General features: G+C 35.9%; 14 protein-coding genes and 1 riboswitch. Of the genes, 2 read left to right on the plus strand and 12 right to left on the minus strand.

What is annotated here, in order from left to right; translation table 11 throughout:
• Position 1: 1 nt before the first annotated feature.
• Together ade and KTB61_RS07110 are read right to left on the minus strand one after the other, a co-directional pair.
• Positions 2–1657: an adenine deaminase gene (ade, locus tag KTB61_RS07105; protein ID WP_216697117.1), complete on the minus strand. Its 1656-nt coding sequence runs from the start codon at positions 1655–1657 to the stop codon at positions 2–4.
• Positions 1644–2288 (minus strand): hypothetical protein, encoded by a 645-nt coding sequence (locus tag KTB61_RS07110; RefSeq protein WP_216697118.1) that lies wholly within the window; start codon positions 2286–2288, stop codon positions 1644–1646. The genes ade and KTB61_RS07110 overlap by 14 nt, the downstream gene beginning before the upstream one ends.
• Before the next feature lie 162 nt (positions 2289–2450).
• Here KTB61_RS07110 and KTB61_RS13340 point away from each other — a divergent pair, with 162 nt between their 5' ends.
• On the plus strand, positions 2451–3074 hold the full coding sequence (locus KTB61_RS13340; protein WP_230973664.1) for a TIGR01906 family membrane protein: 624 nt from the start codon (positions 2451–2453) through the stop codon (positions 3072–3074).
• 61 nt (positions 3075–3135) lie between these two features.
• Positions 3136–4182, plus strand: a complete 1047-nt coding sequence (locus KTB61_RS07120) for a phosphatidylinositol-specific phospholipase C/glycerophosphodiester phosphodiesterase family protein (RefSeq protein WP_075759795.1) — start codon at positions 3136–3138, stop codon at positions 4180–4182.
• A gap of 9 nt (positions 4183–4191) precedes the next feature.
• Here KTB61_RS07120 and KTB61_RS07125 read toward each other — a convergent pair whose 3' ends face one another.
• The 10 genes from KTB61_RS07125 to KTB61_RS07170 form a co-directional block, all read right to left on the minus strand.
• Positions 4192–5154, minus strand: coding sequence for a D-2-hydroxyacid dehydrogenase (locus KTB61_RS07125; RefSeq protein WP_075759794.1), 963 nt, complete (start codon positions 5152–5154; stop codon positions 4192–4194).
• An 88-nt stretch (positions 5155–5242) separates the two neighbouring features.
• On the minus strand, positions 5243–7939 hold the full coding sequence (locus KTB61_RS07130) for a leucine-rich repeat protein (RefSeq protein WP_216697120.1): 2697 nt from the start codon (positions 7937–7939) through the stop codon (positions 5243–5245).
• A 141-nt stretch (positions 7940–8080) separates the two neighbouring features.
• Entirely contained in the window at positions 8081–9229 is a 1149-nt protein-coding gene (gene fucO / locus KTB61_RS07135) for a lactaldehyde reductase (RefSeq protein WP_075759792.1), read from the minus strand.
• Positions 9230–9365: 136 nt separating this feature from the next.
• Positions 9366–9917: a TetR/AcrR family transcriptional regulator C-terminal domain-containing protein gene (locus KTB61_RS07140; RefSeq protein WP_075759791.1), complete on the minus strand. Its 552-nt coding sequence runs from the start codon at positions 9915–9917 to the stop codon at positions 9366–9368.
• Positions 9918–10020: 103 nt separating this feature from the next.
• A complete protein-coding gene (locus KTB61_RS07145) occupies positions 10021–11193 on the minus strand; it encodes a cation:proton antiporter (protein WP_216697121.1) in 1173 nt (390 codons plus the stop codon).
• A gap of 48 nt (positions 11194–11241) precedes the next feature.
• Positions 11242–11318: riboswitch (Fluoride riboswitch) on the minus strand.
• Positions 11319–11408: 90 nt separating this feature from the next.
• Positions 11409–12302, minus strand: a complete 894-nt coding sequence (locus tag KTB61_RS07150; protein ID WP_075759789.1) for a PHP domain-containing protein — start codon at positions 12300–12302, stop codon at positions 11409–11411.
• A gap of 44 nt (positions 12303–12346) precedes the next feature.
• A complete protein-coding gene (locus KTB61_RS07155) occupies positions 12347–12892 on the minus strand; it encodes a ferredoxin domain-containing protein (RefSeq protein WP_216697122.1) in 546 nt (181 codons plus the stop codon).
• 132 nt (positions 12893–13024) lie between these two features.
• Positions 13025–13273 carry an HAD hydrolase-like protein gene (locus KTB61_RS07160; protein WP_216697123.1) on the minus strand — a complete coding sequence of 83 codons (249 nt, stop codon included), beginning with the start codon at positions 13271–13273 and terminating at the stop codon, positions 13025–13027.
• An 89-nt stretch (positions 13274–13362) separates the two neighbouring features.
• Positions 13363–13788, minus strand: coding sequence for a MarR family winged helix-turn-helix transcriptional regulator (locus KTB61_RS07165; RefSeq protein ID WP_075759786.1), 426 nt, complete (start codon positions 13786–13788; stop codon positions 13363–13365).
• Positions 13789–13971: 183 nt separating this feature from the next.
• Positions 13972–15420, minus strand: a complete 1449-nt coding sequence (locus KTB61_RS07170; protein ID WP_075759785.1) for a 4Fe-4S dicluster domain-containing protein — start codon at positions 15418–15420, stop codon at positions 13972–13974.
• Between the last annotated feature and the right edge of the window lie 38 nt (positions 15421–15458).

The raw sequence follows: 15458 nt of genomic DNA on the forward strand, positions 1-15458 counted from the left end.
TTTATATCTTTTGAAATTTAACAACATCAACCAGACCTTGATCTGTCAGTCTTAACTCAGGAATAACCGGCAATGCCATAAACGATAAGGTAATAAACGGATCAATATCTTTTGATATATTCAGACTCCATGCCTTCTGAAGCATCTCATCAATATTCCTCTGAATCTCTTTAGCCGGCTTCTGGCTTAACAAACCTGCCACCGGCAATGGAAGAGTTCCGAGTATCCTGCCTTCTGATACCAGAACATAACCTCCCTGAATATCCCTGATTGTTTCTACTGCTTTGATAATATCCTCATCATTATCACCAGCTGCAATAATATTATGGGAATCATGGGCTACAGATGTGGCAATGGCTCCATTGACAATTCCATATCCACGAAGAGGAGCTGCCGCTGCATTACCTGTTCCTCGATGTCGCTCAAATACACATAATTTGCTATATACACGATCTGGTTTAAAATAACCATCAATAGAAGGCACTTCTTCTTTGCAAAATTCTGTTACAATCTGATTTGGCACCATTCCGATCACTGGTATAGCACCTTCTGCCTTTACCTGAATTTTGTCCTTGGAAATTTCAGGAAGTACCACTGTGTGAAGAATGGATGGATCCACAGGTGATATGTCCAGATGATCAAATAATTCCTTCTGAATTTTTACACCTTTTTTATATACTTCTTCCACCTGAACATCTTCTAAAGAATTCAGGATTACAATATCGGCATCCCGTCCTTCTTCAAGGAGCCCTGCATTGTCAAGTCCATACGTACAAGCAGCGTGATATGTTGCCATAGCAACAGCCTGTATAGGATCAAGTCCAAGCTTAATACTCTTCTTGATATTATAACTAATATGTCCTTCATTTTCAATAGTATCCAAATGCTTATCATCCGTACAAAACATATAATGTTCCATATCATCAGAATCTTTCAATAATCCAGGAATAATATTTTCAACATTTCTTGCCGCACTTCCTTCTCTGATTAAAATCTTCATTCCTGCATGACACTTTTCTCTGGCCTCCTGGTAGGAAGTGCATTCATGTTCTGTCATAACTCCTGCTGCCACATAATTCTTAAGATCCTCCCCTGTCAATCCCGGCGCATGCCCATCAATCACCATATCTTTACATAACGAAATCTTATCCATAATTGACGGATCCTTTGCAAGAACTGCCGGATAGCACATAACTTCTCCAAGCCCTAGAACTCTTTCATGATCTTTCCAGCGTTTCATATCTTCCGCTGTAAAATCAGCACCATTGGTCTCGAATGGTGTAGCCGGAATTGATGAAGGCATCATCACATAAACCGTCAGCGGAAGCTGATCTGTTGCATTAAGAATATATTCCATAGCATCATTGCCTTTTACATTGACCAGCTCATGGGGATCCGCAATAACTGTAGTTGTTCCATGAGGCATAACCGCTTTTGCAAATTCCAAAGGAGATGCCATGCTGGATTCAATATGGACATGGCTGTCAATAAATCCAGGACACAGATATTTTCCCTTACAATCAATTTCTTTCTCTCCGGAAAAATCACCAATGCCGCAGATAATTCCATGATTTACCGCAAGATCTGCCTCAACAATCTTTCCCTGCCTTACATCCACGATTTTTCCATTTTTAAAAACCATTTCATATCTTTCCATTGTATTGCTCCCTTCTGATTTGGTTCTTTTTAAATCTTACCATTCCCACAAAATATTTTTTTTGAGAATCAAACAGAATATCCCAATTAATTTCTTCCCTTTCTCCACAATTGGACCATATAATCAAATGTCTGTCTGTATCATATCCGGTAATAGTTACCCAATGCCAGTTATCTTCCCGGAATTCTCTGGCCGGATGCCTAAGAATCAAAAACGCCACCGGATTTTTATGATCAATGGCAGACATGATAAACTCAAGAGACTTTTCCTTATTATGAGGCAGAAAAACCTGTTCCGAAATTAAGGAAACACCTTGGTCTGATGCATATCTAACAAAATCTTTAGCAAATCTCCCAATAAGAGGATATCCCATAAAACCAGGCTTCATATATGTGTACATTGTTTCCATCAGTTTTATAAACTCCTGATAATCTTCAGGATTGCCATGTGCCGGATATAATGACTTCATAGATTCATCAGTCTGTGCATATACAGCGGCAATATTACTCCCTGTAACGCTGCCACATCCTGCTTTTTTCTGGAACTCACCTGTAAACCATTCCTGATTTCCACCATAGCCTATAACTTTATGATTCCTTTCTATCACTGGACATTGCAATTCTGCTTTCATTTCCCAAACCTTTCCCTTTATTCTTTCCTTCTAAATAACGTTCCGTAAATTTTTCAATCGCAATTTTTACAGATGGACGTCATTTCATATCTGATATATACTGAACTTAAAATAGTCAAATATTTTCAATAAAAACTTGAAAGGATTTTATTTATGAAACAAATGATTTTATCTGTAGTGCTTACTATTTTTATTATCACCGGTTCCATTACCTTTACTCTAAACTTTCGCATTTTATATTATCATGATATCACTGCTTTGAAAATAGAACAAACTTCCGGCCTTTCCAGAAAAACCATATGTGAAAACTACAATTCCCTCATAGACTATAATTCTGTTTTTTCCAGAGAGCCTCTAAAACTGACTATGAAAATGTCCAAAGAAGGAAGAATCCATTTCCAGGAAGTAAGAGAAATTTTTTATGCTGTTCAGATTCTTTTGGGAATCAGTTTTCTTTGTTCCCTCTTTTTAGGCTTCCGCCAGATGAAACAAAAAAATTATCATTTTCTTAAAACCACTTCTATTCTGACTCTTACTATACCTCTCATTACAGGTGTTACAGTTTCTTTGTTTTGGAACAAAGCCTTTGTTCTTTTTCATAAATTATTATTCAGTAATGATTACTGGATTTTTGACCCCTGCTTTGATCCTATAATTAATATTCTGCCTGATACCTTTTTCTTCCATTGCACTGTTATGATAATCCTTTTAATCCTGGCAGGAAGCGGCACCTGTTTTCTACTTTATAAATTTTGTTCTTTTTTTCGACACAAATCTATGATATAATACATGTTAATTATTTATTTCATTTATTACAAATATATTACATCGTCAGAGAGATTTGTTTATGAATACCAAAAAATTTAAAACCGGTGAAATCCGTAAAATATTAAAAAAGCAGCAGCAATCAGAACATTTCATTGTTTTTATTACTATTCTTCTTTTAGTAACACTTATCGGACTTCCAACACTGTATTATATTCATACAAAAGCTTTGGAGAGAAAAACCCAAAAGGAGATAGCAAAAGAACATGCTGCTATTGAAAAAACAATAAAGCAGGCACAAAAACCAGTATTAAAACCATGGTACACATACCGTGGTGTGGCACATGCACTTGGTGGCGTGGATGGAAAAGATTATCTTAATTCCATAGACGGTTTCTATCAGGCTTACGCCAAAGGTTACCGTATTTTTGAGATGGATCTTCTCCTTACAACAGATCAGGTTGCCATCGGTAAGCATAAATGGGGATGGAATCTGGCTGATCCTACTTCCAAAAAAGGCAATGCAGTAAGTTATCAGACTTTTAAAAGCACAAAAATATATGGAAAATACACTCCAACCTCATTGCTGGATATGTTCCAGGTCATGGACAAATATCCGGATTTTTATCTGATGACTGATTCCAAAGGAGATGAAATTGCCGATGTTCGCAGCGATTTTAATGTCATTGTTGAAACCGCCAGAAAGGCAAATAAAGAATATCTCCTGGATCGTCTGATCGTCCAGGTTTATAACCAGCAAATGTTCCAGACAATCAAGGAAATCTATCCATTTAAACATTTTGTATATACTACATATAAACAGCCTGATGCTGCTTTCTATGAAATGGTTCGTTTTTGTCTGGCAAATCATATTGAAGGAGTTACCTCTCCTCAAAACGATATTAATGACTATCGAATGGATATTTTAAAAGAAAAAGGACTTTACTCTTTTACCCATTCCATTAACAGCTCTTATCATACAAAAGAATTTATGAAACTTGGAGTATATGGCGTTTATTCCGATTTTCTCACTCCTGCTCAAATAGATTTATCTTATATCCGGGCAAATTATCCTACATTTATCATTCGTTTCATGAAGGAACTCATACCGACTTACCGTAATCTGTAAGTCGGTTTTTTATTTTCGATAACCTGTTTCCCGATCCACAATATTCTTTAAATCTTTTCCTGCCAGATATCTGCGTAGATTTTCTGCTACAATATCTGCGATTCGATATAAAGTTACCGGATGATGAAACTCTCCGGACACATGAGGAGTAATTACCGCATTGTCCATATTCCATAATTTATGCTGATTTGGCAATGGTTCCGGATCTGTAACGTCAAGTCCGGCTGCATAGATTTCTTTTGCTACCAATGCATCACATAATTCTTCAGTATTCACCGCAGTTCCACGTCCTCCATTCAAAAAGATCGCGGAAGATTTCATTTTTTTGAAACGTTCTTTATTAAATATATTTCTTGTATCCTTTGTATCTGGAAGGACAGACAAAATCACATCTGCTTCCGGAAGCAATCGATCCAGATCTTCCATCGTATACAACTCATCTACATTCTCTGGAAGTTTTCCAGGTCTTCTCTTAATTCCGACCACATGGTAATCAAACTTTTTCGCAAGTTTGGCAAAATATAACCCTATATCACCCAAACCAACGATTAACAGATTACCTCCGAACAAAGATAGTACTTCTCCTTCATCTTTCCACTCACATTTTTCCTGATTATTTCTATATAAATGAAGTTTTTTCTGAATGGAAAAAAGTACAGCAAACAAGTGCTCTGCCACACCTGGTCCATAAGCTCCCGTTGCATTGGTTAAATAAACATCCTCTGGTAAAACGCCTTTTTTCACATATGCATCAGCTCCCGCTGAATTTAACTGAATCCATTCCAGTTTTGAAGCATCCTGAAGATAATATGGATCTGCGTTTCCAATAATAATTTCTGCATTCTCAACCTGCTCCGCTGTGACTTTGTCATAGGATGTATATGTAAAGCTGCACCCCGGTGCACTTTCTTCGATTGTTTTTTTCTGTCTATTATTAAATGGTATTACTACCAGAATATTTTTGCTTTTCATAAAGATTATCTCCTTGTATAATATTTTCAACTATATTATAGCACAAAAGAGATATTGAAAAATCACTTATTCAATATCTCTTTTACCATTAACGTGATTTTGCAGAAACAATTTTTGCTGTTCTGGATCTCCATTCCTTCCCCTTGACCGTTTTGCATGCATACACTTTATAATAATATTTTTTTCCAGACTTTAATCTTGTGTTGATATATTTTCTTGCGGAAGATGCTTTAATCTTTTTCTTATAAATATATTTTCCATTCTTTGACGTTGCCCGATATATTTTATAATATGAAGATCCACTGACTTTATTCCATGTAACAGCTACTGTCTTTCGTTTAGAAGACTTTGCTTTTACTCCACTGACTGCTTTCGGATACACCTTAATATCAAAGGTTTTCTCATATCCCAGACAACTGATTTTTCCCTTTTGAACTCCAATCCGAATATCTGGTTTCACCAGCTTGTAATCATTTAAAATTTTCTTACTTCCATCTCTGTAATATGTGATCACTTTAAGACCTTTTATCTGAAAAGTTTCTCCTTCTACATAAATTTTTTTGGTTGGAGCCACAATTTCCACTCTATCTAAAAGTGGACTCCGGATATAATACCCTTTCAACCCATATTTATCAGAATGATTTTTTGCATATTCATGTGCTGGTGTATTCGCATATACGTACATATAACTAGGTTGATTTATGATGGAACTCAGATTATGTGCAATATATTTTACAGAATATGGCATATATACGCTTAAATTCATAATATTTTCAAACGCATAATCCTCAATACGTTCTACTCCCTCTGGAATCACCAAAACTTCCAGCCCTCTACATCCTGCAAAACATTTTTCCGGTATTACCTTAATTCCAGGCGATAACTGCACCTTTTTAAGAATTCGATTCTTTTCAAAAGCTCTTTTTTCAAGTACAGTAATCGAAGATGTCATTGTAATTTCATCCAGAGTATCCACATCTGTCAAATATATATTTTGTAATGAAGTTCTCTTTCCTCCAAAATTCACCTTTGTAATTGCTGTATGAGAAAATGCCTTTTCTCCAATCTCTCTCACTCTATCTGATATATTTAATACTTTTGAAGTCTCATTTTGTACAATCCAGCTTCCCATCTGCCTAAGGTTTTTGCATCCATACAATGCATATTCTCCAATTGCAGTAATCGTATCTGCATTTTCAATTACCTCCAGCCCGGAATCATTGACAAATGTATTATATGGTATCTCATTCTCTATATCGGGATTCAAAGTTACTTTTTTTAGTCTTCCACAATCTGAAAACATACCACTTCTAAGCTTACAATCAATAACTGCCGTCTCCAGATTGTCACAGTATGAAAAAACCCTCATTCCGATTGTTTTAATATTTCCTGGAACATATATATTTTTTAATCTTTTGCAAAAAGAAAAAGCTCCATTTCCTATAGATTCCAATTGCTCTGGCAGCTTGATTTCTTTGATTGCACATCCATAAAAAGCCTGATTACCAATAAAAGTAACGGACTTTGGTATCTCCACAGTTTCTAATCCCGAGCAGTTGGAAAAAACTCTATCTCCTATTTTTTTTACTCCCTCGGGTATCTGTACAGAATGAATTTCCTTTACTCCACCTAATGCCCCTTCTGGTATTTCTTTAATATCCTCCTGGAATTTTACTTGTTTAATCTGTGTACAATGATTAAATACAGATCTTCCCATTGATTTTATTTTAGAAGATATTATTAGCTGTGCCTGATCTCCGTTTTGATTTAACACTCCATCGATCGTCTTCAATTTTTCATCATAATCAAATGCAAAATCTCCAATTGTAATCTTTTCCATTCCATCTGGAAAATTTATATTCTCTAAGTTACCACATCCTCTTAACATATAAGGTGTGATCGTAATATCTTTTCCACGAATCGTGATATCTTTTAAATTAGAACACGCAGAAAAAACTCCTTCTCCCAACTGACATTCTGATGGAATCTCTGCAGATGTAATCCCTGTTCCTTCAAACCCATCGACTTTTATATCTCTTAAACTTTCTGGAAGCAGAATCTCTGTCAGTTTTCGACAATTAGAAAAAGCCCTCCCTTCAATAAAAGCTAATCCATCCGGCAGATTTATTTTTTCCAGATTTGAACAATATGCAAAGGCTTCTTTTCCTATTTTTGTAACCGTATCCGGCAGCCTGACCTCCTTTACATTATTCCAGGTATACAATGCCTGATCTGGAATCTCCTGCATATTCTCTGGCATTTCTACAATATTAATTCTGGAACATCCTGAAAAATCAACCTTTCCAGTAAATTCTTTGGACGGTATTTTGTAAATGATATTGTCTCCCTCTTTTTCAAAAAAATGATTCACTTCTTCCAGCTTCGGACAGTCTTCAATGTACAATCTTTCTGCCAGATAATCATAATTTTCCGGAATTACAACCCTTTTTAACTCACTACAGTCTTCTATTCTTCCAATCCGCTTTATATTATCTGGAAAAACAATACTTTCCACCGTAGCATTTCCACTAAAAGCTCCTTCCTTAACACTTGTTACTCTTTTTCCATAAATTTCATCTGGTACAATAACATTCTTATCATTCCCTATGTATTTTGTAAGAGCAATGTACTCTGTATATTCTTCATACTCAAATCCATCGTATTCTGGTTCTAGAATTTCAGCCTTCACTGATACTCTTGGTAGCCCTGTTACAGAAAAACAAAGGCAGACAGCCACAAAAAAGGACATCATACCAAGCAATCGTTTTTTCATTCTTCTTTTCATTCTTTTCCTCCTGTTTTTCTTTATATATAATATACAAATTGAAGTACAAGAAAATCTCATTTTCCTTATATTTTTTTGTATAGAAAAAGGCTCCTTACATATAAATCACATAAGGAACCTTTGATTTAAAAATATTCTAAATTATAATAAAGATTTATAGAGTGCAATAATATCTTCCAGCGAAGCATCCTTTGGATTTCCAGGTGCACATGCATCTGCAACAGCAGACTCAGCCAGGAACTGGATATCCTCTTCTTTTACGATTTCTTTCAGATCAGCAGGAATTCCTACATCAGCAGACAGCTGTTTTACAGCATCTACAGCTGCTTTTCTGTATTCTTCCTGAGTCATATCTTCTACCCCTTCAACACCCATTGCTTTGGCAATATATTTATATTTATCACCTGTTGCATCAGCATTAAATTCCATAATTGTCGGAAGGAGAATTGCGTTTCCTACACCATGTGGTGTATCATAAACTGCTCCTAATGCATGTGCCATAGAATGTACGATTCCAAGACCTACGTTTGAGAATCCCATTCCTGCAATATACTGTCCAAGAGCCATTCCTTCTCTTCCTTCTGGAGTATTATCTACAGCACCTCTTAAACTATTGGAGATGATTTCGATTGCTTTTAAGTGGAACATATCTGTCATTTCCCATGCACCTTTTGTTGTGAATCCTTCAATTGCATGTGTCAATGCATCCATTCCGGTTGCTGCTGTTAATCCTTTTGGCATAGAAGACATCATATCCGGATCAATAATTGCAATAACAGGAATATCATGAGGGTCTACACACACAAATTTACGTTTTTTCTCAACGTCTGTAATAACATAATTGATAGTTACTTCAGCTGCTGTTCCTGCAGTTGTTGGTACTGCAATGATTGGTACGCTAGGTTTTTTTGTAGGTGCAACGCCTTCCAGACTTCTCACATCTTCAAATTCCGGATTGTTAATAATAATACCAACAGCTTTGGCAGTATCCATGGAAGATCCTCCACCGATAGCTACCAGATAATCAGCCTGGGCTTTCTTAAATGCTGCAACACCATTCTGTACATTTTCAATAGTTGGATTTGGTTTAATCTCAGAATAAATTTCATAGTCTAATCCAGCTTCATCTAAAACATCTGTCACCTTTTTTGTAACACCAAATTTTACAAGATCCGGATCAGAACAAACAAAAGCTTTTTTAAATCCTCTTGCTTTTGCTTCTGTTGCAATTTCTTTAATTGCTCCCGCTCCATGATAAGATGTTTCGTTTAAAATAATACGATTTACCATAATACACGCTCCTTTTATATTGATATTTTTTTAACTATCTTCATTTTAATATTGTACAAATTTTAATACAAGTTACATTTTCCTTAGAATGTAAAAAATGTTACACTTCGAAAAAAGTGTAACATTTCAACATTTCCTATCTGCTATTCTCAAGTAAATCATATAACATTGGAGGTAAAGCTGCCATTAAACGATCTGCCATCTCTTCCGGAGGAACCTTCATCCCTGTGGTCGCCCATTCAGCAGTCATATGTACAGATCCGCGACAATACATCCTCAGCAGAAATTCTATATCATCTGGAATATCCTTCACACCTTTCTCATGAACCATACCCCGATAAAACTGATAAAACCATTCATAATCATATTCTTTCAAACAATTTTGACTATCACAGGTAAATGCTGCCGGAAAAAATTTTCCTTCACGTTTAATAAACTCAAATTTTTTTCTTAAACCTTCCCTCAGATTCAGACTTCCCCCCATTTCCTGAAAAGATTTCTGAACAAGTTTATCAAAATGCCAGTTTACCAAATCGTACTTATCCTTAAAATGGCGGTAAAATGTAGGGCGTGTCACTCCACACTGATCTACAATCTGTGTTACTGTAATCTTTTCTACCGGATAATGATCTAACAACTCTTTCATTGCTTCTGCCAGTTTATATTTCATCTTCTCTGACGCATCCATTGAAACCGCCCTTCCTTTCCTGTGATTCTTCTTTCAGAAAATATTATATCAGAATTTGCATTATTTGAACTATTAAATTTTCTGATGGAACCATCCTTCTTGTTTATTCTAATAACTTTTTGTAACTAAAATCTATTGCAAATGCCCCTAATGGTGCTGTTAACACAATGACAAGAACAGCAACTGTTAAAACCATATCTCCACATGAAAGTCCTATACTAAGCGGAATACCTCCGATTGCAGCTTGAACAGTTGCTTTGGGTGTATATGCCAGCATTGTAAACATTCTCTCTTTCCAATTTAGTTTTGTTCCTAACAGACACACGAATACACCTGCCATCCTAAAGACCAATGCTCCTGCAATAACAATCAATGCATTACTTCCCACATTTTTAAGATATCCTATATTTACTGTTGCCCCAACTAAAACAAACAGAAATATCTCTGCTGCAACCCATAATTTATTGTATTTTGCGGATAATCTTTTTGCAACAGGCTCACGAAATTTTTGTATTGCAACACCTATAAACATAATAGCTATCAACGCTGCAAATGTAATGTTTGTATTTAATGTATCTTCTGCTGTTACCAGCATAAATGAAACAGAAAGAATGAGTAATACTTTCGTTGTATCTCTTATATGCACCTTTTCAAAATATTTTGACAGGATATATCCAAGTCCCACTCCAATTAGTACTCCAAGTGTTATAGATATTGGAATATTTATGAAACTTATTACAGATATTCCTTTTCCTTGTATGATACCTATAAATGTTGTAAACAACACAATTACATATACATCATCAACAGAAGCTCCAGCTAAAATCAACTGCGGAATGCCTTTTTTTGTTCCATATTCTTCCTCTATTAATTTGACCATACGTGGAACTACTACTGCTGGAGAAACAGCAGCCAAAACAGAACCTAAAATTGCAGACTCCAACACACTAATTCCCAATATTTTTGGTGCTAATAGAATAATTCCTAGCAACTCAAAACTTGCAGGAACAAAACACATAAGAACTGCTGGTCTCCCTATTTTTTTTAGTCCGGAAATATCAAGGTTTAATCCCGCCCTGGTCAATATAATTATCAATGCTATTTTACGAAGTTCAGATGAGATGGAAAGTATGCTGGGATCAATCAGATTCAAAACATATGGTCCCAATATAATACCTGTAATCAGCATTCCCAACAAACTAGGTAATTTACATTTCTGGCATAACCATCCTAAAATCATGCCTAAACTTAAAATTAATGCAACACTTAATAACATAAAAAAATCTCCTTTTTACGCAGAAAAAGCCGATAGCTTCTGCGTATTATAATTGCAGAAGTCATCAGCTCTAATAAGCGGTTTAAGTATAAATACTAAGGGAGTACTTCATTCCCATGTATAATCCTAACACAATCTATACCATTTTTCAATAATCATCATCCCTCTGAATATTATAAGCATATCTTTCTATCATTCGATTACAAAAGCTCCAATTAAATTAGACCATTTTCTCCTAATGCTTTTTCTATAAATTTCTGATCATATTGACAATGAGATTCACCCAGTTGAATTGCAGGTTTGGTTTTTCCATGAAAGTCACTTCCACAAGTTGTCATGATTCCATACTCCTGCCCTTTTTTATAAAAATAATCCACTGTTTCCGCATCATGATAGTTACTGAATGCCTCAACTCCATCGAATTTTACAGCCTCCATCATTTCATCAAAAATTTCAAATCTTCCTTTTAAATTTTCTCCCGGATGTGCCAGTACTGCTTTCCCTCCGTTTCTGTGTATCAAATCTACTATTTCCGCAAGAGATGGATAAATTACTTTCGTATAGCATGGTTTCCCTTGTGCATAAAAATCCCAGTAGAAATTTACATATGGATTGTCACTTCTATCTCCGCCTTTTCGATATGGTGTTAATAATGGATGTTTCTCATATTCCTCTTTTGCTAAAATTATTTCTCCAAACATCTCTCCTGTATACACCCCATTGTCAGATAACTGATCTAATTCTTCTTTGGATACCTGAAAACCAAGCTGCTTTGTTAATTCAATTTTTTTCATGGAAAGTTCCAGCTCCTGGTTTAGAACAGATTCACCCAAAACTGTAAATTCTGGAGCTTTATCATTAATTCCATATCCAACTACATGCAGATTAATATCCTGATATGTACAATCAATTTCAATCGCCGGAATGTACTGAATTCCCAATTCTTTCGCTCTTTGTTTCGCTTCAGTAATTGCATCGACCTTATTATGATCAGCAATTGCCATAATCTGAATTCCCTTCTCTGCACACATTTCTACCAGTCTGGACGGCATATATTCTCCATCATCACTATATATACTATGCATATGCAAATCAATGTAATTTTTCATTTTTCACACCTTTCCTCTTTGTTTATGTAATTTGCTCCAGTTTTTTATTTTTTCTTCCGGTCAAAGAAAACATTTTTTCCAGACACACTGATCGGGATTCCCTGCCATATTACATCATCTGATGTGTCAAACATTTCCATTGCTGCCTTTCCTGCTGAAAACATAATTCGATTGTCTACTCTTGCATCCGCCGCCACTGCCACCGCAGACGAAAGTGCAATTCCCAGATCTACAAACTGGAATGCACATCTTCCATTTTTAGCTCTACACTCACCGCAATCTTTAAATCCACAGAATCCGCATTTCTGTACTCCTCGATATGTACGTTTTGCTCCGATTAATATAATGGCATCTGCTGCTTTTACATTGCGTGCATCTCTTATATACCAGTCCTCTGCCTTTTCTCCAAAATCCCGTTGCCCGATTTTTTCCATTTCGTCCGCTAACCGGTCTTTATCTTCTCCAGTAAGAACCATCGTCTGAATATCATCAATTCCTTTGGTTTTTGGAGCTGTTCTCGCCGCTGCACACATTCTGGCTGCTGTTTGCAAAACCGCCTGTTCTTCCATTTGTTTTTCTTTATAAATCATAACACTTTTCCTCCTTTTAATCTTCCATTAATTGCTCTATTGTCAATGTATCAAAATCCGATACAACAAGATCTGCCAGAGTTAAATCCTGTTTTAAAGCTTCTGGCTTTTCCTTAAGCATTGATGCTGCCTTTAAAAAAATTTCTGAATCTGGCTTTTCTTTTCTGCTGTCTCAACATAATAGGAGACAGCTTCTGGTAAATGAAATTCTTCTTTCATCTTTTCCCACATAAATTCATAAGTCGTTCCAAGAAATTGATCATGATAATGCCAATCAACTTCGATTCCCAAGCTCTGCAATAATTTATGCTTTGCCAAAATATTTATATATTCAGAATCAGAGATTACTCCATCCATGTCAAAAATAACTGCTTTTTTCATCTCTTGCTCCTTTTTTCGTGTATATACACATATTTCTTTAAGAAAAAAATCCCGCTTTGCGGGATTTTCCACTGATAGATTAGATATAATTATTGCTCCAAAAGTCGAAGTAATATTTCTTCTAATTTCGCTGCATCCTCTTTCCCTATACGACGTTCTATTTCCCTTTGTGATTCACTCCACAACTCTTTTGCTTTCCGAATAACAGTTTTTCCCTGATTGGTAAGACGCAATCTTCGATCCCGCTCTCCCGGTTCTGATACGTCCACCACCAAGCCTTTTGCTGTCAAAGGTTTTAATGTACGCACTAAAGTTGTCCTTTCCAGTCCTACATATTTCGCTAAATCACTAACATTACAGTTTTCCATATGCCCAAGACTGCTCAATAATGAATACTGGGTCACAGAAATCCCAACCGATTTTAGTGCATCATCATATAAGTTTGAGATGACCTTTGCTGCCTGTCTTAAATTAATACAATAACAACTGCTTTTTTTTCTTTTAACTTGTGTCATATATACCTCTTATCACTTTTCGTGTATATACACTATAAATGTTTTTCTTTATTTTGTCAATAATTGTTTTCTTTTGCACATCCGCGCGGAACATTTTTTATTACATAGGAAATTCAAAGGAATTTCCTATGTAATAAAAATATCCTGCAGAAATTTATCTGCAGGATATTCGTCTATAAAATTTTATTCACGATGCATAGAGAATGAATCCATATCATAATTCTTCAGATTTTCATGAATTTCTCTTTTATCTGCCTGACTCAATAATGCATTTCTGCTCTTTTTGCTGACATTTGGCTTGTTAAATGAACTTGGTCCATTGACACATCCACCTTCGCATACCATACCTTCAATAAAGTCTTCCGGTAATCTTCCAGCTTTCAGGAACAACAATGCCTTCTTACATTCTGCTGCTCCGTTTGCCTTACAAACCTTTGCATCAATCTCCTCTTCAGATTCTTTCAGACTCTGAATTACAGCTTCTGTAACTCCTCCAGAAGTCGCAAACTTTTTACCATAAACAGAAGATTCCTGATAATCATTTTCTGCCGGTTTTAAAACAACTTCTTTTGCCTTCATAATGGCACGAATTTCACTGTAGGTTAATACATAATCCGCATTTCCTTCAATCTTCTGATCTACAACTTCAGATTTCTTTCCAAGACATGGCCCAATAAATACAGTTACTGCATCAGGATCCTTTGCTTTGATCAGTCTTGATACTGCACACATCGGAGAAACTGTTGTGGAAATCTGATCTTTTAATTCTGGAAAATGCTTATGAATCATATTAACAAAAGCAGGACAGCAGGAGGTTGTCATCTTCTTACCTTCTTTATATGCTTCCGCCCATTCTTCAGATTCATAGGCTGCTGTCATATCACCGCCAAGCCCTACTTCGAAGAATCCATCAAATCCTACTTCTTTCATTGCATTCTTCCAGCTGCTCATTGTAATTTTTTCGCCAAACTGTCCTTCTGTAGCAGGTGCAACCATTGCATAAACCTTTTTGTCTGACTTCAGTGCTTCAACTACATCTACAATGAATGTTTTAGAACCAATAGCACCAAACGGACAGCTATGAATACATTGTCCGCAACGGATACATTTCTCTTCATTAATTATGGAAATACCATGTTCATCATATGTAATGGCATCTACCGGACAGCTGAATTTACAAGGTCTTTGCAGATATGCAATAGCATTATACGGACATGCTTTAGCGCACTGTCCACATTCTTTACATTTTGATGGATCAATATGTGAACGTTTTCTTCCGCTCTCAATAGCACTAAACTTACATGCGTTGATACATGCTTTTCCGATACAATTCTGACAGTTTTCCGTAACAACATAACTGGAAATCGGACAGTCTGCACATGCAGATGAAATAACCTGAATGACATTTCCATCATCTTTCACTCCTGGAGCTTTTCCTTCTGCTAAACGAACTCTCTGACGAATAATCTCTCGTTCTTTGTAAATACAACACCTAAATTGTGGTGTTGGACCAGGAATTAATTCCATGGCAATATTATCTCTGTTCTCTTCCAGTGTACCTTCAAAAGCAAGTTTGGCAACTTCATAAAGTACAGCATGTTTAATTTTTAACAAATTTGCGTCTGCGAGCATTATCTTTTCCCTCATTTCCTTATTTTTTCTACCAGTCC

This window comes from Anaerostipes faecalis (assembly GCF_018982945.1).
GTDB classification, from domain to species: Bacteria; Bacillota; Clostridia; order Lachnospirales; family Lachnospiraceae; genus Anaerostipes; species Anaerostipes faecalis.